This window comes from Candidatus Uabimicrobium helgolandensis, assembly GCF_041508025.1.
GTDB lineage: Bacteria > Planctomycetota > Uabimicrobiia > Uabimicrobiales > Uabimicrobiaceae > Uabimicrobium > Uabimicrobium helgolandensis.
Genome location: NZ_CP165719.1, coordinates 7,781,394 through 7,803,985, shown reverse-complemented (window position 1 = coordinate 7,803,985; position 22,592 = coordinate 7,781,394). Strand labels below are relative to the sequence as shown.

16 protein-coding genes and 1 pseudogene are annotated in these 22,592 nt (G+C 35.1%); 13 read left to right on the top strand and 4 right to left on the bottom strand.

Features of this window, described 5'->3' with window-relative positions; genetic code table 11:
• Window positions 1-356: 356 nt before the first annotated feature.
• The gene (locus tag UABHE_RS28810; protein WP_372366796.1) at window positions 357-869 is read right to left on the bottom strand and encodes a molybdenum cofactor synthesis domain-containing protein; all 513 of its coding nucleotides are present in this window, start codon (window positions 867-869) and stop codon (window positions 357-359) included.
• Between the two features lie 72 nt (window positions 870-941).
• On the opposite strand from UABHE_RS28810, the gene UABHE_RS28805 reads away from it, so the two are divergent.
• The 5 genes and pseudogenes from UABHE_RS28805 (at window position 942) to UABHE_RS28785 (ending at window position 8,939) form a co-directional block, all read left to right on the top strand.
• On the top strand, window positions 942-2,660 hold the full coding sequence (locus UABHE_RS28805) for a hypothetical protein (RefSeq protein ID WP_372366794.1): 1,719 nt from the start codon (window positions 942-944) through the stop codon (window positions 2,658-2,660).
• 183 nt (window positions 2,661-2,843) lie between these two features.
• Window positions 2,844-3,653, top strand: coding sequence for a hypothetical protein (locus tag UABHE_RS28800; protein ID WP_372366793.1), 810 nt, complete (start codon window positions 2,844-2,846; stop codon window positions 3,651-3,653).
• Between the two features lie 340 nt (window positions 3,654-3,993).
• Entirely contained in the window at window positions 3,994-6,549 is a 2,556-nt protein-coding gene (locus UABHE_RS28795; protein WP_372366792.1) for a hypothetical protein, read from the top strand.
• Window positions 6,550-6,575: 26 nt separating this feature from the next.
• Window positions 6,576-6,741, top strand: a pseudogene (locus UABHE_RS28790) (IS1 family transposase); the annotation flags it as partial.
• Window positions 6,742-7,706: 965 nt separating this feature from the next.
• The gene (locus tag UABHE_RS28785; RefSeq protein WP_372366791.1) at window positions 7,707-8,939 is read left to right on the top strand and encodes an ATP/GTP-binding protein; all 1,233 of its coding nucleotides are present in this window, start codon (window positions 7,707-7,709) and stop codon (window positions 8,937-8,939) included.
• A 266-nt stretch (window positions 8,940-9,205) separates the two neighbouring features.
• Here UABHE_RS28785 and UABHE_RS28780 read toward each other — a convergent pair whose 3' ends face one another.
• Window positions 9,206-9,925 (bottom strand): hypothetical protein, encoded by a 720-nt coding sequence (locus UABHE_RS28780; protein WP_372366789.1) that lies wholly within the window; start codon window positions 9,923-9,925, stop codon window positions 9,206-9,208.
• Window positions 9,926-9,934: 9 nt separating this feature from the next.
• A complete protein-coding gene (locus UABHE_RS28775) occupies window positions 9,935-10,783 on the bottom strand; it encodes an MBL fold metallo-hydrolase (RefSeq protein WP_372366787.1) in 849 nt (282 codons plus the stop codon).
• A 72-nt stretch (window positions 10,784-10,855) separates the two neighbouring features.
• Between UABHE_RS28775 and UABHE_RS28770 the strand changes: the two genes are divergently transcribed.
• The 7 genes from UABHE_RS28770 (at window position 10,856) to UABHE_RS28740 (ending at window position 20,929) form a co-directional block, all read left to right on the top strand.
• Window positions 10,856-11,914, top strand: coding sequence for a prolyl oligopeptidase family serine peptidase (locus tag UABHE_RS28770; protein WP_372366785.1), 1,059 nt, complete (start codon window positions 10,856-10,858; stop codon window positions 11,912-11,914).
• A 12-nt stretch (window positions 11,915-11,926) separates the two neighbouring features.
• Window positions 11,927-14,098 (top strand): Tex family protein, encoded by a 2,172-nt coding sequence (locus tag UABHE_RS28765; RefSeq protein ID WP_372366783.1) that lies wholly within the window; start codon window positions 11,927-11,929, stop codon window positions 14,096-14,098.
• Window positions 14,099-14,133: 35 nt separating this feature from the next.
• A complete protein-coding gene (locus UABHE_RS28760) occupies window positions 14,134-14,904 on the top strand; it encodes an ABC transporter ATP-binding protein (RefSeq protein ID WP_372366781.1) in 771 nt (256 codons plus the stop codon).
• Complete coding sequence (locus UABHE_RS28755; RefSeq protein WP_372366778.1) at window positions 14,894-15,676, top strand: ABC transporter permease; 783 nt, start codon at window positions 14,894-14,896, stop codon at window positions 15,674-15,676. Before UABHE_RS28760 ends, UABHE_RS28755 begins: the two co-directional genes overlap by 11 nt.
• A gap of 236 nt (window positions 15,677-15,912) precedes the next feature.
• Window positions 15,913-16,548, top strand: a complete 636-nt coding sequence (locus UABHE_RS28750) for a class I SAM-dependent methyltransferase (RefSeq protein ID WP_372366777.1) — start codon at window positions 15,913-15,915, stop codon at window positions 16,546-16,548.
• The gene (locus UABHE_RS28745; RefSeq protein ID WP_372366776.1) at window positions 16,548-18,587 is read left to right on the top strand and encodes an FAD-dependent oxidoreductase; all 2,040 of its coding nucleotides are present in this window, start codon (window positions 16,548-16,550) and stop codon (window positions 18,585-18,587) included. Before UABHE_RS28750 ends, UABHE_RS28745 begins: the two co-directional genes overlap by 1 nt.
• Window positions 18,588-18,652: 65 nt before the next feature.
• Complete coding sequence (locus UABHE_RS28740; protein ID WP_372366775.1) at window positions 18,653-20,929, top strand: serine/threonine-protein kinase; 2,277 nt, start codon at window positions 18,653-18,655, stop codon at window positions 20,927-20,929.
• Between the two features lie 13 nt (window positions 20,930-20,942).
• On the opposite strand, the gene UABHE_RS28735 is transcribed toward UABHE_RS28740, so the two are convergent.
• Window positions 20,943-21,338 carry a response regulator gene (locus UABHE_RS28735; RefSeq protein ID WP_372366774.1) on the bottom strand — a complete coding sequence of 132 codons (396 nt, stop codon included), beginning with the start codon at window positions 21,336-21,338 and terminating at the stop codon, window positions 20,943-20,945.
• A 410-nt stretch (window positions 21,339-21,748) separates the two neighbouring features.
• Between UABHE_RS28735 and UABHE_RS28730 the strand changes: the two genes are divergently transcribed.
• Window positions 21,749-22,522 carry a hypothetical protein gene (locus UABHE_RS28730; RefSeq protein ID WP_372366773.1) on the top strand — a complete coding sequence of 258 codons (774 nt, stop codon included), beginning with the start codon at window positions 21,749-21,751 and terminating at the stop codon, window positions 22,520-22,522.
• The last annotated feature ends 70 nt before the right edge of the window (window positions 22,523-22,592 follow it).

Here is a 22,592-nt window from a genome sequence, read left to right as displayed (position 1 = left end):
AGACTTCCCCACTACACTAAAATACCTCCTAAAGTACTAAAGGTGTCTAATGTCCCCCTGGAACCCTTGTTATTCTTACATCTCAACATATGCTTTCCACCACCTGTTTTGGTGGAGTACCGCAGTGTGGCACCCAGAGGTTACCGCGCGCGCGCAGAGAAAAAGTATAGGGTATAGTGAGTATATATCTTAGAGAAACCTTTCCCTTCCCCATTGGATACCAATGGCTATGTGGCCGAAACCACGCAGAGATCGTCCGAAGACTAGGTAGCCAGTCAATAAATGTTTGTAACTCTACTATTATAATAGACAAAATAGATCTGTGCAAGTTTTTTTTATTCTTGTTCACATTTGCTCTATTTTTCCTTTAATCTAGGAATCAAATCAACTAAATTGCAATGGGTAAGACGAGGGTCTAACTGTTGGCGAATTAAATTCCATCCATCTTTACAAGCTCCTTTTGAACCAGGCAAGCAAAAAACATACATGCCGTTAATAATACCTGCCACTGCGCGCGATTGTATAGTTGACATTCCAATATGCTCGAACGACTTTACGCGAAAAATTTCACCAAAGCCAATAATTTCTTTATCGAAAAGAAGAGTTATTGCTTCAGGAGTACAGTCTCGTCCAGTAAGTCCTGTTCCTCCTGTAGTTAAAGCCACCTGAACGTTTTCTTCTGCAGCCCATGTAGAGATAGCGGCGCGGATTTTGTATTTGCAGTCGGCAACAATACGCTTTTCTACAAAAATATGACCGTCATTTACAATCATTTCCTTTAACATTTGCCCGGCAGTGTCAGTTTCCTCTGTACGTGTATCTGAAATTTTAAGAATAGATATTTTTAATGGTTGGAAATTTTTTTGCATAGAAAATTCCTTTGCGTAAAGTAATAATATAAAAAACTGTATTCGTAAAGTTGATTATTTCGGAGATCTGTTATGTTACAAAGAATATTTATTTTGTTGTCTATGATTTGCCTATTATTCGCCCAAAATGATGGTGCGATACCAATATTAGACCTCGCTATTGACAAAGTAACTATTACACCTGCTCAACCAGAAGTTTTTCCAGGAGAAACTATTTACTTCAAGTTTCAAGCTTTCACAAAGAAAGGAAAAGAAGTTCCCGCAGCCTTTACTTGGCGATTTTCTGGAGGTAAACTACATCATGACGGGCGTTTTATTGCTGGAGAACGTCCAGGAAAATACACAATGGAGGCAGAAGCCCCTAACGGTATAAAAGGTACAGCAACAATTATTATTAAAGAAATATATAAACAGGATCATACACCTAAGTATTTAAAAATTTTACCAGAAAAAATTCATTTACAGCCAGGGCAAAAATGCCAATTTAAATTTGGTGCTTATAATCGTCACGGCGAAAAAGTTGCTGCACCTTTACAAATTAGTTTTGGTGGAGGACAACTCGATACTAAAGGTAATTTTATTGCTGGAGATAAGCATGGTCGCTATAAGTTTGTTGTTAGTACAGAAAGTGGACTAACAGCGGAGGCCAAAGTTTTTGTTGGAGATGTTGCAACAAGTGAACACGATCCTGTATATATTAAAGTTACACCAGCGCGTATTTCTTTGTTGCCTGGAGAAAAAACAAAATTCCAATTTATAGCCTATGATAAACTAGGCGAACAAGTTGACTGTAGTCTAGCAATATCATATTCTGGAGGCAAGATAAATAGTGCAGGAGAATTTGTTGCTGGTAATGTTCCTGGTCGTTATGAATTCAAAGTTATATCAGATAATAAAATCGAAGGCGTTGCTAAAATCCACGTAATGAAAAAACAAAATGCAAACAATACTGCAGATAATTCAAGCAATCAGACAACACCTAAAGACCCCAAGATTCATACACTAACCATTTTTCCACGATTTGTATCTCTCAAATCGGGAGAAAAACAACAATTTAGTATTAAAGCCTATAACAAAAGTGGCCAGGAAGTTGTTGCGCAAGCAGGTATCCAATTTTCAGGAGGGAAGTTTACTCCTGATGGAGCATATACTGCTGGCGAACGTTCAGGAACATACAAAATTGTACTTACATCTCCTGAAGGTATAAAAGCAGAAGCTAAAATTGAAATTATAGGTAAAAAAAACATAGTTAAACAAAATAAACCTGGGCCTTTGGCTGAAATTGTTCTATCTCCAAAACGCAAACGTATTTATCCAATGGATCAAATTCAATTTACATTTGCAGCACTGGATAAAAACGGTAACAAAACCTCAACAGGACTAAGTTGGTCATTTCAAGGAGGACGTTTAACTGCTAAAGGTTTATATACTGCCGGACACGGACATGGGCAACACTATGTTACCTTGACTGGAGACGATGGTATTGAGTCAACTGCAATTGTTGCAATTGTTCCGCGAAATGATGAATATCTACCACCAGTATGGATAGAACTTTCACCGCGAGCAGTAACACTATCCCCTGGGCAAAGTTTTCAAGCAAAGTGTCGTATAACGAACGATCAAGGTTATGATTTAGGGGTAGATAAAATAATTTGGGAATTTTTAGGTGGTAAGTGGGATCAAAAAACAATGACTTTTACTGCTGGAAAAGAACAAGGTGACTTTTACTTGCGTGCGCGCTACGGAAATTCTGAATATGTTGTAGCTCGTATACATGTGGATATTCGCTAACCACACCATTCTTTTAAGTCAGGAATAATAAGAAACACAGAGCTTAAACATTCTCTATCTCCTATAAAATAAAGAGTTGTTGTTTTGGGTGTGAAACGTACTCTAAGTGCTATAATTAGAGTCTGTAGGAAACTCGTTTTAGTTGAGGAACCTATTTAAAATATCACTTTTAAGGGGGTATTTATGAGTTACACCTTCGCGGTACACGGTAAAAAACCATGTATGTTTGATTTGGTAGAGAATGTAAAATGCAAAAGTTTAAACAAAATTTGTGTAAAGAACAGTACTGTTGATCAATTGTATTGTTACATAGAACAAAAATCAACAAGAGGAGTGGAGATTGTATGGAATGCCAAAAACAACACACTACAAATTGTTACATTTGTTTGTTCCACAAACGAAGACTATCAACTTGCCTTTGCACTTATAGTACAAGCAGCAAAGACCATGGAAACAGTAATTTGCGCTGGGAGTGAGTGTTACGAATCGCAAGAATTTATCGAAAAACACAATCAATACTGGATAGATAAACTAGAAGAAAAGTACATTCGAAACTTACTACACCAAGTAGATCGTCATAAAACAACAGTAAAAATCCCGTGTCTTTTTCGAGATTTTTATCTTGGTCCAAACACAGCAAGTAAGATTATAGAAGTGCAAAACACCAGGTTAGATCTATTAAACATGATTAAAAAAGTAATCTACTTTAAAGATCAAAATGTTTTTGTCGCTGATAAAATGATAATGAAACATTACAATAAATCGTTTTGTGTGTGGGGACCAGGAATAAGCTATCTGTTTCCAAATTGTGATCTTTTTGGTATTATCAGCGAAAATGGAGCTCCAAATACCATTCCAAGAAAAATGATTTTTGAGTTGATACCCGACAAAATAAAATTTCTTGATGAACATCACATATTAGTTGATTCGTTAAACGAAAAAGAATATAACTCTATGTGTGAACAAATTACTCATGAATCGATAGCGGGATAAACTTACTATAGCAAATCAAAATATAAGCTCGTAAGATACATGTTAACAAACATATATCTTACGAGCTTTTTTTGTGTCAATTTGCAAATCCAACAGGGCTTAGAGCTATAGAGTTATGGTAAACAGCTGAAATTCTACTAGTTCGTATTGTTTTATAAAGATATTTACGGTAATAGGTTCTGTCGCAAAATTGCCTTAAAGGTAAAATAATGATATGATTGAATTACAAAGTTTGGAAGGATACCAAATTTAATAAAAAAATATCTATTGAAGATGAATGGATCTTTAGAGCCTGTTACACTAAAATTATCTGAAAAAAAATTGTAAAAGGAATGAACGTATGAAATTTTTGTATTTATTTTTTATCTTGCAAATATCAATATTTTTGAGTGCAGAAACCAAGCTTGTTATCGAAGAGATTGTGGTAAAAAACCTGAAAGAAAGTGGTAAAAAATGGGATGTTTTTGGTAAAGCGCCAGATGTACAAATAGAAATTTTTTACAAAAAATCTAACATGTGGAAATCGATATTTAAAAGTCAAGTGTACAAAAATGTTTTCATTGTCAAGAATGTGGATTTGAAATTAGATTCCGAAGTCAAAGATCTCAAAATAAAAATTGTCGATAAAGATGCGATAACACCAGATTTTATAGGGAGTTATGAGTTTTCTTTCGATGGCAATCTCGATAAACAAACTACAGAATTTGATTCTGTTAAAAAGTTTTTTTATTATTTTAAAAGCACTGGCAAAAAAAAATATGGAAAACTTGATTCTAGAGTACAGTATAAATTAAACCAAGTTATAGATTCATTAAAAAGAGCCAACGAGACACTTATTAGAAACTGGCCTAATGCGAAAAAAGAAGCACAACGTTTTTTAGACTCAGCTAAAAGAAACCTGGACTATATTAATAAAGATTATCACGGTAAATTTGATGAAAAACATCCTGATTTTGTCGCTGTTGTAAACAATATCAAAAAAATGCAGACTAGATTAGATGCCTTTGGTAAAGAAGCTCAAAATGAAGTAAAGCCCAAGCCGCAACCGCAAACTGATAAAAAGAATTATGGGAAGCTTGACTCTCGAGTGGTGTATAAATTAAAAGGCGTTACACAAACGTTAAATGGTGCGGAGCAAACACTCGATCGAAATTGGTCTGGTGCCAAAAAGAGTGCACAACAGTCTGTAGATTCGGCAAAACAAAAACTTGACTACATCGAGAAAAATTATAGTGGCAAATTTGATGAACGCCATCCTGACTTTGTGAGTGTTGTCAATCGTTTAAATAAAATACAAGCAAGATTGGAAAATTTTGATAAACCAACTCCAAAGGTAATACACACTGAGCCGCAAATCAAAAAAACAAATCAAAAATTAAATTCCAAAGTGCAATACAAACTAGAACAAGTGATTGTGTCATTAAAAAATATAAACGATATACTTGTTAGAAATTGGTCTGGTGCAAAACAACATGCTCAACGATCTTTAGATTCAACAAAACAAAACTTAGAGCATATCAAAAAAGATTATAGTGGTAAATTTGATGAGAACCATCCTGACTTTGTAGCTGTCGTAAACAATATCAAAAAGATGCAAGCTAGACTGGATGTTTTTGGTAAAAAACCGCAAGACAGCACCAATGAGACATTGCAACCACAAAGCGATAAAAAAAATTACGGAAAACTTAATTCTAAAGTGCGATACAAGTTAGATGCAGTTAAAAAAAACCTTGATAGTGCAGAAGAAACTCTTGCTAGAAATTGGGCTAACGCGAGAGAAAATGCTCAACGATCTATAGATTCTGCAAAAACAAATTTTGAGCAAATAGGTCGAGACTACAAGGGAGAGTTTGATAAACAACACCCTGACTTTGTCGCAGTTATCAATCGTTTAAATAAAATACAAGGATTACTTAATGCTCTTCGAGAAAAAGAAGATGCCCTACATAAAGTACAACCTACTCTTGCAAAAATCATAGAAGAGAACCAACAGCGAATTTACAAATCTTTAAGAACGACAAACGTTGAAATTGATGTGAGAGAACCAGATATAGACAAAATACGCGATGTTGTCATTAAACTAAATGCAGATCTACCACCAGCATTAAGTATTGTAGCAGATATTTATAAAAATTATCCAGACCAGAAAGCTTTTAAAGAAACAGACTTGGGGTGGAAAATTATTTCAGGATGTGAAGATATAGAGAAGATGAACAAAGATTGGCAAGCTCTAATTAACTCGCGAACAAATGACTACAATGAACAGGTAAAGGAATATTTAGCTTCTGCTGATTCTCTCAAGCAAGAAGCGGAGAAAAACAAAAACCCGATGACCGCAAGGGTATGGGCCGGCCAAATAAAACAATACGCACAATGGGGAAATACTTGTATTGATGCGATTAAAATATTGGTCTCGGGAGTAGAACCACAAACGAAAAAAGACGTTTTATTAGAGACCTCAAAACTAGAAGAGCAAATTTTTGCGTTAGAAAAATACGCAGCTAAGTTGGTAAACAAAGTGATCTCCGACGAAAAGTTAAAATTGGAGCGTGCACGTTTTCCTAAAACCAAGTACACTGGTAGTAAGTGGGAAAATGTGACACAAACTATAACATTGATATGCAAAGAAGAGTTTGCTAGTAGTGTAATAAAAAAAATAAGTGTGAATTCTCCATGGAATGAGAAAAGGCAAGGTAAATGGCGAGGTAATATCTGGGAATGGAACACCTACAAATACATTGGTGCATGGGTGTGCAAAAAAACAGAGAGCGGTAAATTTCTCGTTTATAACATGATGTTCCGTAGAACAAAACAAAGCGATGGTTCATGGAGCGAGTTGCGTTACTACAGTGTTGGCACAGTTTATGAAATATTAGAAGAGAATATTAACAAATAACGTTTCTAATTTGTTATAAAAGTTTTTGGTTACAAAAATATGTGAACAAAAAATACGCGACAGTATCACGTAGGGTAGAAGTAAAAAAAAAGCAAAGGACCTCTAAAAATTCAGTGTGATGAAATGTGGTCTTTTGTTGCTAAGAAAAGCAATAAGATTTGGTTAGCTATAGATGCCAACACTAAAGAAATTGTTGGAGCTCACATTGCAAAGCGTGATAAAGAAGGAGCGCAAGGTCTTTGGAATTCTTTACCAGCGGTATACAGGCAATGCGCTGTATCTTAATAGTTCACGAAAACATTATCAAATATTACATTTAATGAATTTTCATTTAAAAAGGAGTGATCCTTTTGGGGAATACTACTATGCCCTCTATCCCGTTAGCAAAAGCATTCGGGATTGCTTTTCGAATAATGTTTGCTGCCCCGTTGATATCAGCATTAAGCAAAATATTTTGTTTAGACCTAAATAGACCTCGTTTAACACGGCGTCCCAAATAATTTTGATGTTTCTTAATCGGTTCACTGTCTAAGAAAGAACATTTAGAAGTGTAACTTTCTTCTTGAATAAGAACTTCAATACTCTGGGCTGCCCTAAAGAGCAAATTAATTTGGGAAAAAATATGCTGCGGTCAATTGTCTCAATGCTGGTTCTTTTGATCAAAGACCGTGTTTTTTAAAGATTAAGATTAGGATATTAGGATTAAGAATTAAGATTAAGATTTCTTGAACCTACAGATTACTCACTTATACTCTATTTCTTTCCATGCCTGTTCTGTTAGTACCAGCTTACTTCTTCTTGTCTTTCTTTTCGCTTTTGCCTTTGACATTTCTATATCTCCCTCAATACACTCTTTGGAAGATACACTTTATCTTAATAACAGCAATTCGTCAATAGGACCTAATCACTACATGATATGGACTACCAAAACTTTTTGCGACTCACTTAAAAAAGAATATTTGTTTTAATGCAATTTGAATTATAAACAGACGCCTTAAAAAATATAGACTATTTTACTTATTTTGAGGGTGTTGGCGCAGGAGATTATCTTTACCTTTGAGGTTATTCATAAAATAAAATTGAAATTTTGTTGCTTTTTCGCTAAACTGTAAATAGCGTGTATAATCGCAATCAAATCTTTCTTTGGTGAGAAAAGTATGGAAATTAACCTCAAGAGTCGAGAAGTTAGTATAAAAGTTGTATACTATGGTCCAGGGGTATCTGGTAAAACAACTAACCTAGAAATTATACACGAAAAAACACCCAATACGAATAAAGGGCGACTGAGTTCCTTGGCTACAGACCAAGATCGAACTTTGTTTTTTGATTACATGCCATTAGAACTAGGTGAAATCTCTGGACTAAAAATACGTTTACGCCTTTTCACTGTTCCAGGACAGGTATACTATAATTCAACTCGAAAATTAGTACTTCGCTGCGTCGACGGTATAGTCTTTGTCGCAGATAGTCAAGTTGGAAAAAATCAAGAGAATATGGAGTCTCTGCAAAATTTATTTGAAAATTTGCGTGAGCTTGAAATTGATGTCGAAAATCTACCGATTGTTATGCAATATAACAAAAGGGATCTTTCAGATATCATGTCTGTTGATTATATGAATCAAACAATTAATTATGAATTAAAAGCTGATATTTTTGAAGCAATTGCTGTTGAAGGACATGGTGTTTTTCAAACACTAAAATGTATTGCCTCTAAAACACTAAAAAAAGCGGAAGAAAATATCAAGAGTAAAAGAAAACGTCCACGAAACAATACTACGCCAAGTGCTATTAACCAATCAAATGATAAAACACGAAAAATGGCAGGAACAACACCTTCTGGTATTCAAATGCCTGGAAAAACAAAATTTCAATTGTCATTCAAAAAAGAAGGTGATGGAGCGTCAACAAAACCGAAATTTCAAACTACATTTGGCGAAAAGAAATCTGGACAAAACAATTTGCCATTTACCGTAAAACAAGAAGCCGATAATGTTTCTGAAACTAAATATATAACTTCTACTGATAAAATTAGTTTACGTAGAGGTAGTGATATGGCTAGTGAAACAGAAAGTATTGATAACGTAGCTTTAAATAATCAAACAGATCAAGCGGAACAAATTCTTCAAGCTCCTCTAGACAATAAAACTGAGACTAACAATGCTGTTGAAGAAAAAAGCGAAGCTGATCAATTATTTTCAAGTGCAGCAACGGATGCACAAAACAAAAAAAATAAATTTAAACAGACAACAACGTTATTTCGCGGATCTCTTACTAAAAGTAGTCATTTAAATCTTAGCTCTAAAAACAAATCTGATTCTTCAAATGATGGTGGTTTAAAAGACCGCTTGAAAAGTATTGGATTTGACAAAATTAAAAAAATTGAAGAATAGAAACAATGTTTTTTTTCTGTACGCCTAAGGCGTATTCACATTTTTATTTCTTATAATTTTGACTCTTTAAAAGAGTAACTTGTAAACAATTTAGACTTTGAATTAGCGGTATTGATGTTCACAATAATCAGAATTGTAAACGTCAATACCATTAACTTGAATTAGAATTTTTCTCTGATTTAACAAAACAACCCATCCGCATAAACACCACTCACATCATCCACTTATAAATTTGAATGTTTAGGTATTTTATAATCAAATTGCTATCATGATTCATTGTTCGAGGTTGTCCATTCCTGTATTTTGTAGCAAACAAAGTCTAATAGTACGAAACTAACTGCAGCTATTTCTATGATAATTAGTATATCTACTGTGGCTTGCTCAACAGAAAAGTAGTCCATAACTTCTGGACTGAAAAAGTAATAAATGAGTAGGATTAATACACAACTACGAATTGTATATTTGATATAAAATTGATTGACTTTAAACACCGTTTGCGAAAGTGTCTTGGCTAATTTGGGTAACAATACCAAAGCGTGAACATTTCGTAATAGAGCATAAATACAAGCACAAATTCCAAAATACCAGCCTTCTTTTCCCCCAAACAACAATGAAAAACCACCGTGTACGTTCACCATTGCAAAAACAAATGTTGGGAACAAAGGAATAATTGGGCGGCTTGTGATTTTTGAACCAATAAAGTAAAGAGATAAAAATGACATAGTAATTTGCAATTTGACGTTGTCACCTAAATACTCTAAGTAATTGTTGATTTTATCAATCTCTTCTTTCGATAGAACATCTTTGTCGGCGACAACTTTTTTCTTATCATACTTCTCATTCATTTTTTTTGAGAGTTTTTGCGCAATAATATTTATTTTTTCTACGCTGAACTGTAAAGTTTTATGTGAATACGCTGCTACTATAATCAAGGAAAGACCTCCGATAATTTGCAGGCAACAAAGTATGGAAACTACTAGCGGCATATTTTCCCCTTACGAAAAATTATTCATCGTTTTATCTACAGCAAAACCCTTATCATTTTTTACCACAGTAGTCATTGCAATTTTCGGATCGTGTTCAAAATATAGCCACCAATTTTTTTCACAAGCTAACTGCAAGTATTTTTTCTTTTCTTCAATTGTCTTAACAGGTGATAAATCATAAGCCATTACGTATGGCGTTGGAATGTGCGATGTTGTTGGTATTAAGTCAGCGCAGTATAGGATTGTATCATTATTATCTGAAATCTTGACCATTTGTTGAGCGATGGTATGTCCATCAATAGGTAAAACATAAATATTTGGTAAAAGTTCTTTTTCTCCGTCAATAACAGATAACAAGTTGTCTTCAACTAGAGGCATAAATGTTTGTGGTAAATAGCTGGCCCGGTCTTTTTCTAAAGGATTTTTAGCATGCTGGAAATTATTTTTTTGCACGTGATACTTAGCATTTATAAATAAAGGAACATGAGTATTTCCATCTAATCGTACAGCACCACCAACGTGATCAAAATGTAAATGCGTAATGATGACATCAGTAATATCTTTAGGTTCATATCCAAGCGATTTTAATGATTTTACTAAAGAAGAGTGCTCATGATTAATAGCATATATACCACAAAATTTCTGCGGCCAATAATCGCCTACTCCAGTATCAATTAAAATGACGCGACCTTCTCCCACGAGTAGCAAAGAACGCATAGCCAAAGAAATTCTGTTTTTGTCGTCAGCAGGATTTGTTCGATTCCATAGCACTTTTGGAACCACTCCAAACATTGCTCCTCCATCAAGACCAAATCGTCCTGTTTCTACCATGTGTAACTTGTAATTGGCTATTTGCATATCTTTCCTTTCTGTGTTATTATTTTGTGTACAGGGACGTTGCTTCCAAAAAAATTTAATAAGGGGTTCAAAGTGTTTAACGTGAAATGTATTTTCTTAATATTATTCATACCATTTGCAGGGTGCACTTCTCGCTATCATTTCGATCCAGAGAACACTATTTCTGTGCAGCCAGTACCAAAGGAGCTAACTAATTCGATTCGCATAGAAAAACAAACGTTAACCTTTGAAGAAAAAAAAATAGCTAGTGAATGTGACTACGATCTCTATGATGTCTTCATTTCTAAAAATGATGAAGTCATTACGAATCTAAGATGGTATCGTTCGAAAAGAGCTAAAAAAAACCCGCGGCCTGTTGATTTTATATGGCCAATTCTTGCAGGAAAAAGAATGATTGTTGCAAACTTATACGCCGCGAATATTTTCGCACCTATTGGTGTAGATTCCATCATCATCCGTCAAAATCAAAAACTTTTCAAGACAAATCCACCGCGCCCACCGAAAGATTTTATTGATTTTAATCAAGAAACAGTACGCCACTTACTTCGCGCTAAACATTGGGCAGAGCAAAAGAAGCTTTTTGATCAAAATCGATTTGGAATTACAGGTACGAGCTACGGTGGTATTCTTACAGCAGTCTGTATTCCTTTTACTCGTGGTTTTGCGTCTTACAAGATTGTTATGGGAGCGGGAGGCATACCTAATATTCTCAACGAAAGCGTAGAAATACGTGTTGTTCGTTGGCGTAAAAAGATGTTGGAACATATTGCACAACAAATACGTTCTCAGCGTACACCAGTGCTAAAAGAAGATTATTATAACAATATAGATGTTCATGAAAAAAAAATCTTGGACGATGCTAATAGTCAATTGCAACAAGGACTCAAACAAATAGAAAAATGGGATCCTCTTTATCTTGCGCAATATACTATTCCTGAGAAAACGGCCATGATCGTTACCTTATGCGACTATCATGTGCCAACAGTAAATCAAAAACAGTTGTGGAAAAAACTAGGTCGTCCAGAAACTCTCTTTGTAAATACGGGGCACTTTACTTTGGCATTTGCCTATTTTCAAGTAAAATCGTTCTTGAAAGAAATGGCTGTAAGACATTATGAATTAGATAAGTAGAGGAATTGAACTGTGCAAGAAACTATTTTAAAAAGAATCTCTAAGGATTTGACATTATCTACTACAAAAGTAGAAGGTACAGTAAAGTTATTGGATGAAGGGAATACCATTCCTTTTATTACTCGTTACCGTAAAGAAGCTACGGGAGGACTTAATGAAGAACAAATACAGGAGATTAGTGATCAGCTTGATTATCAACGTAGCTTAGAAAAAAGAAAGCAAGAAATTGTAGAGAAAATTAAAGAACAAGATAAATGGACAAGTGAATTAGAACGAAAAATATCGGCAGCTTCTCAGTTAAAAACACTAGAGGATATATACTTGCCATTTCGTCCTAAAAGACGGACACGAGCGCTTATTGCTAAAGAAAAAGGGTTGGAACCTTTTGCATTACAGATATTAAACTATAGTACCATAGACCCGCGACAGGATGCTAAAAAATACATAAATGAAGAACATGAACTCGCAAATATTGAAGATGTTTTAGACGGAGCAATGGATATTATCGCCGAAGTAGTTGCTGAAAATAGTGAAATAAGAGCAATTGTTCGTAACTATACGCAAAGCAGCGGTGTTGTTAATGTTACAAAAACAACAAAGGGAGAAGATTCAGAAGAAATTTATAAAGATTACTATGAATACCAAGAAAAGATTTCTACAATTCCAGCACATAGAATTCTTGCAATTGACCGTGGAGAAAATGCGAAAGTGCTGCGAATAAAAATAGAAGTTGATGATGAAGTTATATGTCAGCGGATTTCAAAGCGCTATACCTATACTCAAATGAATAACACTAATAATAAATGTACAGAGTATCTCGCAGATGCAATAATAGACAGCTACAAACGACTTATTGCACCTGCAATATCTCGTGAAATTCGTAGTGATTTAACTCTAAAAGCACATCAGCACGCGATAGATATATTTGCGCAAAATGTTCGGAATTTATTAATGCAAGCGCCTCTCCAAGATATGTGTCTCTTAGCAATAGATCCAGGTTATGTAAGTGGATGTAAGCTTGCTGTTATTTCTGCAACAGGTGATTTACTAGAATACGACGCGGTATTTCCGCATCAGCCACAACGCCAAAGAGATAAAGCGCAACAAGTAATAAAACGGTTGTGTAAAAAACATCAAGTAAATGCGATTGTTATTGGTAATGGAACAGCATGCCGCGAAACAGAAGAGCTTGCTGCTGATATTATAGCAGAATCTGAGCAAAAGTTGGTTTATGCTATAGTAAGTGAAGCAGGAGCTTCGGTTTATTCGGCTTCGAAAGAAGCGCGCGATGAATTTCCAGATTTAGATGCAAGCTATCGTGGAACAATATCTATAGGAAGAAGAGTTCTTGATCCTCTAGCAGAATTAGTAAAAATAGATCCTAAGAGTCTTGGAGTTGGCTTATATCAACACGATGTAAATGCAAAACAGTTAGATCAGGCATTAGAGCGGATTGTTGCTTCTTGTGTGAACTACGTAGGAGTTGATTTGAATCGCGCTTCTGCAGAGCTTCTTAGTCATGTAGCTGGAATAAATAGCCGCATCGCAAAAAATATAATCCAAAAACGTAAAGAATTAGGACGTTTTCAATCGCGTAAAGATCTAAAAGATGTTTCTGGTCTTGGTAATAGTACTTTTACTCAATGTGCTGGTTTTTTGAGAATTCAAAATGGACGCGAACCATTAGATGATACAGCTATTCATCCTGAAAGTTATAAGGTTTGTGAAAAATTATTAAAAGTTGTTGAGTCTAAAAAAGATCAGTTGCATACTAATAGTGATTCAATAAATGTAAAATTACAGCAATTAAAAGTTGAAGATGTTGCTACAACTCTTGATGTTGGTGTTCCAACAATGCAAGATATTTTTGAAAATCTTATGCGTCCAGGCCGTGATCCACGAGAAGAACTTCCAAAGCCTATATTTCGCAGTGGTGTACTTTCTTTGGAAGATTTAGAACCAGATATGCAGTTACAAGGAACTGTGCGCAATGTTATTGATTTTGGCGCTTTTATTGATATCGGAGTAAAAGTGGATGGTTTAGTCCATGTATCAAAAATGTCGCGTAGTTATGTAAAAAACCCTATGGATATATGCAAAATAGGTGATAATATTGATGTGAAAGTGATTTCGGTTGATAAGCACCGAAAACGCATTTCATTGAGTATGATTCTTGAAGATTAGACTAAAAGGAGAATAATTTCTCAGAAAGTATTTATATGCAACAAATGATTGCCATTTCTGATCTTGATATGTATTACAGTAGTAACATTCAAGCTTTAAAGAATATTCGATTGAGCATTGCAAATGGTGAGTTTGTTGCCATTGTAGGACCTTCAGGGTGCGGTAAATCTACCTTAGTTCGTCTCATTGCAGGACTTATTGAGACTGACATTGGCAGCATTAGCGTTGCAGGAGATTCAGCCGTTGTGGCGCGCAAACGCCAACAACAACTAGCACTTGTCTTTCAAGAAGCTAATTTGTTGCCTTGGAGAAGGGTCGTAGACAATGTTCGACTTCCTTTAGAACTCGCATCCATTCCAATAAAAGAGCAAATGGCAAGAAGTTATGAAGCGTTAAATGTTGTAGACTTAGAAGACTTTGCTATGGCGTATCCAGGTCAACTCTCAGGGGGTATGAAAATGCGCGTTTCTATAGCGCGTGCCCTTGTTACTGAACCGAATTTAATGTTACTCGATGAACCATTTTCTGCATTAGATGAAATTACGCGGCAACAATTAAACGAAGATCTATTAAAATTTTGGCAACAACACAACTGGACGACTGTATTCATTACTCACAATATTGCAGAAGCTATTTTTTTGAGTAGCCGTGTTATTGTTATGAGCAGTCGCCCTGGCGAAATTATTGCTGATGTGAAGATTCACTTTGATTATCCGCGCTCTTCACAGCTTCGTTCTAGTATTGAATTCGTTCGTTATATGCAGCAAATTAGTTCTCTACTTCGAGGGGGAACTAATGAAAAGTAATTATACATCGCTTATTTTACCCCCGCTTATTGTTTTTGCGCTATTTTTATTTTTATGGCAAGGTTGTGTGGAACTGTTTTCCCTTCCACCTTATCTTGTTCCGAGTCCATACCGCGTTTTAAAAATTGCTAGCGAAAATTATTCTACTTTATTAATAGCTACTTTGTTGACTGCTGCTGCTGCTGTCGGAGGATTTTTACTTAGTTTTGCAGTAGGAACTAGTGTTGCCCTCATTTTTTCACAATCAAAAATAGTACGCCAAAGCTTTTATCCATACGCTATTTTTTTACAAACGGTTCCTATCGTAGCTATAGCTCCGCTAATTGTTGTGTGGTTTGGTAATGGTTTTTTTAGTGTTATTTTAGTGTCGTTCATTATAAGTCTTTTCCCTATTATTACCAATGGAACAATGGGGCTTTTGGCAGTAAAAAAAGAGTGGCTTGATTTATTCTTAATAAATAATGCTTCAGCATCGCAAATATTATTTAAACTTCGTTTTCCTAATGCTGTACCTTATTTATTTACAGGAGCAAAAATATCTAGTGGTTTGTCAGTGATTGGAGCCATTGTTGGTGAATTTTTTGCCGGTTATGGCGCTAAATACCACGGTTTAGGTTATTTAATTACATTTACATCTGGACAAATGAAAACAGACTATCTTTTTGCTGCAGTGTTTATGTCGACAGTACTTGGATTAGTGTTCTTTGGAGGTGTTTCTTTGTTATCTAGTTATGTTTTGCAAAGAAGGGGTGTTGCAAATGAGCCCTCATAGTCCACAAAAGTAGAATCCGCCTTCGTAAAGATATGGGATGTCCCTTGTAGCTGTCTATGGGAATCGATATAATAATCCACAATCTTTATAGACATTGAATAGCTTATTAAAAAGATCTGTTAGCTAAAGCAATTTAATATGCCGTGGTTACGATCAGTTTTGCATTCCACCTTTCAAAAAAAATTCTAGAAGTTGTAATTTATTTGAGACGCACTTTACAAAGATGGGAATAATACATGTGGCAAAAAATAGTAATTATTGTTATTGGTGTTTTTGTTATTAGTTGTTCGGGAGATTCAATGGATTCGCCTAATGAAGATCGCAAAAAATGGGATAGCAAATATAAAAATAATAAGTTTATCTATGGTAAAGAGCCTGCGTTTTACCTCAAAGAGAGTATTTCGCATTTGCCAAAAGGGAAAGCTTTAGATATTGCCGCCGGAGAAGGGCGTAATGCTGTATTTCTAGCTGAAAAAGGTTGGGAAGTTGATGCTGTAGATATTTCTGCTGTAGGGCTAGAAAAAGCACAACAGTTGGCGGCAGAGAGAAGTAGTACGATAAATACTGTTGTTGCAGACCTAACAAAATATAAAATAGCCGAGAATACTTACGACGTTATTGTGAATTTTTATTATTTACAAAGAGATTTATTTCCACAAATACGCAAGGCTTTAAAAGTAGATGGTGTTGTTATTTTTGAGACATTTACTACTGATCATTTACAAATTAGTAAAATGAAACGTGAGTATTGTCTTGAAAAAGGTGAACTGAAAGAAGCTTTTATTGGATTTGAAATTATCGAGTATAAAGAAATTATTACTTCAAGCAAAGCTGTTGCAAGATTAATTGCCCGTAAGAAAAGGACAGAATAATGACAAATTCTAAGTATCCACATTTATTGTCTCCGTTAGATTTGGGTTTTACAACTTTAAAAAACCGCGTATTAATGGGATCTATGCACACAGGTCTTGAAGAGACGAAAAATGGATTTGAACGTATGGCCTCCTATTTTGCAGAGCGCGCTAAAGGTGAAGTGGGGCTTATTGTGACTGGAGGTGTTTCTCCAAATCTTGCTGGAAGAGTCGCGCCTTTTTCTTGTCAAATGAGTAGTAAAGGCCATGCAAAGAAACATAGAATCGTGACCCAGGCTGTCCATGAAGCGGGTGGCAAAATCGCTATGCAAATACTGCATGCAGGTCGCTACGGATTTCATCCATTTATTGTTGCGCCCTCAAAAATAAAATCCCCTATTTCTCGATTTAAGCCACGCGCTTTAAGTAAAAGAGGCATTGAGAAAAATATTCGCGCATTCGTGCGTTGTGCGCGCCTTGCACAAATGGCAGGATATGATGGCGTCGAAATTATGGGTTCAGAAGGCTATTTTATTAATCAATTTATTGCTCTAAGAACAAATAAGCGCAAAGATGAGTGGGGTGGTAGTTATGAAAATCGCATGCGTTTACCGCTTGAGATTATTAAAAGAGTACGCGAAGAGGTAGGTAAAGAATTCATTATTATTTATCGTTTGTCGATGCTTGATTTAGTAGAAGGTGGTAGTACAAAAGATGAAGTTATTACACTTGGTAAACTTATTGAAAAAGCAGGAGCTACTATTATAAATACAGGAATTGGTTGGCACGAAGCGCGCATTCCAACAATTGCAACAATGGTACCGCGTGGAGCATTTACATGGGTGACGCGTATAGTTAAGGAACATTTGTCTGTACCAGTGATTACGACTAATCGCATTAATACTCCTGAGGTAGCAGAGCAAATTTTACAGGATGGTGATGCTGATATGATTTCTATGGCGCGTCCTTTTTTGGCAGATCCACATTTTGTAAAAAAAGCAATGGAGGATAAGGCTGATGAAATCAATACTTGCATTGCTTGTAATCAAGCTTGTCTTGATCATATTTTTAAAGGAAAAATGGCTTCTTGTTTAGTAAATCCACGTGCTTGCTACGAAACTGAGTTTGTGGAAAAAAAATTGTCAAAAAGTAAAAAAATAGCTGTTGTTGGGGCTGGTCCGGCAGGACTAGCTTCCGCTACCGAAGCTAGTAAACGTGGTCACCAAGTTACCTTATATGAGGCAAGTAGCGAAATTGGTGGGCAGTTTAATATGGCTAAAAGGATACCGGGTAAAGAAGAGTTCTACGAAACAATTCGTTACTTTGATAAACAACTTAAGCTCAGTAATGTAAATTTGCAGTTAAATAAAAAGGTAACAGCCAAACAGCTTATTGATGAAAAATATGAAGAAGTAATACTTGCAACAGGAGTTGTTCCACGTGTTTTAAACATTCCAGGAATTGATCACTCGAAAGTGCTTTCTTACATCGATGTTCTGAAACTGGAAAAGAATGTAGGAAAGTCTGTTGCAATTATTGGAGCTGGAGGAATTGGATTTGATGTGGCAGAGTATCTTAGTCATGCTCATACTGAAAAATCACCAAGTAAAGATGTTGATACATATTTATTGCGTTGGGGAATTGATCGAGAGTATTTAAAGCGTGCAGGTACAGAAGGGGTTAAAAAAACGATAGAAGGTTCTCCGAGGGAAATATATTTGCTGCAAAGAAAGCAAAATAAAATGGGGGCAAATCTTGGAAAAACAACTGGCTGGACGCATCGTATGAATTTGAAAGACAAACAAGTAAAAATGTTGACTGGAGTTAGCTATAGTAAAATAGATGATAGCGGGCTGCATATAACAATTGAAGGTAAACAGCAAACGCTAGATGTGGAACATATCATCATATGCGCTGGCCAAGAGCCACTTGTAGACCTACAAAAAGATTTACTTGTAGCAAATATAGTAACCCACCTTATTGGTGGTGCTCAAGAGGCGAAAGAACTCGATGCTAAGAGAGCTATTTCTGAGGGAACTAAATTAGCTCTTCGTATTTGAGTTTTATTAGTTAGCAAGTAATAGGGATCTAGACTTGGATTAATTTAGTAGGTAGAGGTAAAGGTATGGACGATATCCGTAAAAAGTGGAATAGAGTGATAGGTGATGCCACTCTTGATCAGGGGGATCCTGGCCAAACGTATAAAAAATCTCAAGAATCTATCACTGCTATCACTAAATCTAACATAGAAGAAACGATGTTTGATGAGCCAATTACTTGCACAGAAGTTGAGAGTGGCATTACTCCAAGTCCTCAATATCAAAGTGAACAGTACAATATCATGGAAGAAATTGCGCGCGGAGGAATGGGAATTGTATACTCGGGAACCCAGTACAGTTTACAGCGCGAAGTAGCGGTAAAAAAACTCATTAATACCACTAGAAAAGAGATGGTAAGTAAATTTATTGCTGAATCGTTAGTTACAGCATACCTTGACCACCCGAATATAGTTCCGGTTTACGATCTAGTGCAAGGCAATGGAGGCGAATTATTTTTATCGATGAAAATGGTTCGTGGTGTTTCCTGGAAATCTATTTTGTACCCCGAGACGACAGAACAAAAAGAAATATCAAAAAAGTATACTCTTGAAAAGTATCTTGAGGTTCTTCTCGATGTGTGTAACGCCATTTCTTTTGCACACAGTAAAGAGATTGTTCACAATGATATTAAGCTCTCAAATATCATGGTGGGAGAATTTGGAGAAGTCTTAGTGATGGATTGGGGAATTGCGCTCGATATAAATAAAGAACGCAGTGAAGACTCAGGTATTTTTCATAAATCGATGATAAATACTCCTATGGGAACTCCTTGTTACATCCCTTCTGAACTTGCTGAAGGAAAAGGTGAAAATATTGGTCCATGGACAGATGTTTATCTTTTAGGAAGCACCCTTTATGAAATTTTGATGAAAAACCCACCGCACAAAGGATCGCCACTTGAAGCTATTATGTCGAGTATTCTTGGAAAAGAGTTAGTTTTTGATGACTCTATACCTAGAGAACTACAATCTATTGTAAATAGAGCCATGGCTCTTCGTCCGCAAGATCGTTATCAAAGCGCACAAGAATTTAAAAAAGCAATTGAAGTTTTCTTACGCCATCGCGAGAGTTTAGAACTTACTAAGAAAGCTAGTGAAATATATAATGTCACAATAAAGTCTTTTAAAGATTTTTCGTGGAGAGCTTTTTTTGCAAATTTTACTCACTTGTTTTTTAATATACCTGGTAAAATTATTTTTCCGTATTGGTGGTACAGCTCATCTAAAAAAGGTCGAGTTGTATATGGAGTTATCTTTATTTGTTTGATTTTTATTGCAGAGACTCTTTATGAACTTACAGAGATAGTTCTTTTTGGGCTTTTAAGTTTCAATATTTTTTATATTGCGCGTCAATATTTACAATATTTTATTTTTCGTACGCAAATAGGTAAACGCCACCAATACCACCTAGAAATTTCTGATCGCAATCGCATATATTCAAATTTTATTCGGGCTATAACTTTATATGAAAGAGCCATAGAACTGTGGCCTGAAAATGAGCAAGCAACACAACAAAAACAAAGCGCCAATTTGTTGTTTGCGCAAGTAACAATACATAATCGAGATGTTGGACTTGCCGAAATGTATCTTGATCAACTAGATTGTGAAAATCCAAAAGTACAGAAGGTCCACAGTCAATTAAGACAAGCAAAAATAGAACTTAAAAGCGACGCAGTTGTTTTGTGGCTTAGTAAAGTGATTATGGCGATAGTTTTTTATCTTGCACTAATAGAGATCTATGCTTTTTTTGTAGTTCCACTTCTGGAAACGAAAATTGAACGCAATGAACGATTAACAATTGAGACCTTGTATAATATTTCAAATAATCAAGTAGCGTTTCGCGATAATAATTTTATTGATCAAGATATTGATGGTAAAGGAGAATATGGATTTCTTCGCGAATTAATTGAACAATCATTACTCACTTCTTTTGAAAAGCATAATAATTTGCTTACTGCGCATGGCTATTACTATTATTGTTATCTTCCTGGAAACGTCTATGCTATTGGAGAAAACGATTCTTATTTTGAAATGCGGACTCCACAACAAACAAACATGCAAGAAAAATATTACTTGATATATGCTTGGCCAAAAGATTCTCAAACAGGTAAACGTGCATTTGTTATAGGACCAGCAGGAAAAATTTATACAGCGGAGCAACACAATTATACTCAATATAAAATTCCACATGCACAGGCAGCTTTTTTGGCGGTAAGCAAAAATGCTAAAAATATAGAAGGTTTTTTTGCGAATAACAATAAAGCTATAGACCAAAATGTTTGGTATGCACTTATTGATAAATAATTTTATCGAAGAGTTATGCTGTTTCAGCGCAATATATAAGTTTACGTATGTGCGTTACAAGGTGTTCATTTTTTATTGGTTTATGAAAAAGCTTTGTAGCGCCCGCTATTTGCGCATTCCTAAGTAATTCAGGCGTTCGATTTGCTGTTAACATTACAATAGGAATAAGTGGATGTTTCTCGCATATGCTCTTCGTCGCCTCAACGCCATTCATTATTGGCATATCAAAATCCATGATGACAATCATTGGTTGAAGAACCCCAACTTTTTCAACCGCTTCTTTGCCATTTGAAGCTGTATTGACAGTAAAACCCTCTTCTTCAAAAATAGCTTCTAAAAGAATTCGGATATACTTGTCGTCATCTACAATTAATATTGATGGTATTTTTGTCTCGTATGTATTCTTCACATTTTTCTCCCTTATATTGAGCTTTGTAGCATCTATTACACTTATATACAGGAGGAATAAAAAAAACGGCAAAAATTTTTGCCGTTTTTTTTATTTTTGGAGTATAAATATAAAACGAAGGATGCGAGAGCTGGATAAAAGCTACTACATCACTTAGTATGCATGATTGTTCTTGAAGAATTATACAAGTAGTCTTTGTACCTTACATAGATTTTATTAGGGCGTATCGATGATTTTTATATAATACGAATTGTTTTAGGGGTAGCGAGACATTTTGAAATCGGAAATGTGCTCTGTAAAAAGAAAGATAATGATGGAGATCTTTAAAACAGTCTAATTATAAAAAAGACAAATGTCGACATGTTCTATCTATAGCGATACTTCAAAAATTTCAGAGGATTAATATGAATATGAAAAAATTTAATACACAAAATATTGATGAGAGCCCTTACTACGATGAGGTTATCAATAGTTATCGACGTGCCATTGAAATTTTGCAAAATGCCTCGCTAGTGCAACAATACTTAGATGTAATTTCTTGGCAGGAACATGAAGAAATTTTGCTATTACGTCTACATATCGATTGGTTTGACTGTGCAATAAGTATGTTGCAAGAAGAGGAAATTTTTTACCTAGAAGAAACAAAGCAAAAAGCTACTTATTATCTTAATCGTTATTATCGTCCTAAAATAGAGACAGACTTAACAGTGGATAAAAATTGGCGATGGTTGATGCAGCAAAATGATTATATCACTACTAGTTTTTTTCGTACGTATTCTACAGGAATTGTTTCTTTATATCCTGTGAAACAAGCTACAGCTACAAGTTTATACCAAATGGGAAGTAGTTATGCTGAAGTCTTACTTCCTATACCTGTTTCTAAAGCAGAAATTGAAGTTAGTGTTCCTTTAATATTGTCCATTGCTTTTCGGTGGACTGATGAAAAAATGTGGGGTGAAATTAATATTCGCGTAAATAGTGAAAAAATTCTATCTAAGAATCAAAGATATTTTTTGACGTTATTTCGTGTAGATTTGATAAATTCAAATAGTCGTATAGAAGAGAACTTGATTGTTAACGCTTATGGAAAGTTTTTTGTTTCAAATGATGATAACAAAATAACTACGATTAAGGAATTTCTCAATAGCAAAAACCTTCACTGCACCTTGAAACTTCATGCCTAAACATTTGGAATTGTACATCAAAATTTGGTGCTCATTTGCCGTATAATTTTAGATGAATGAATAAAAGAAA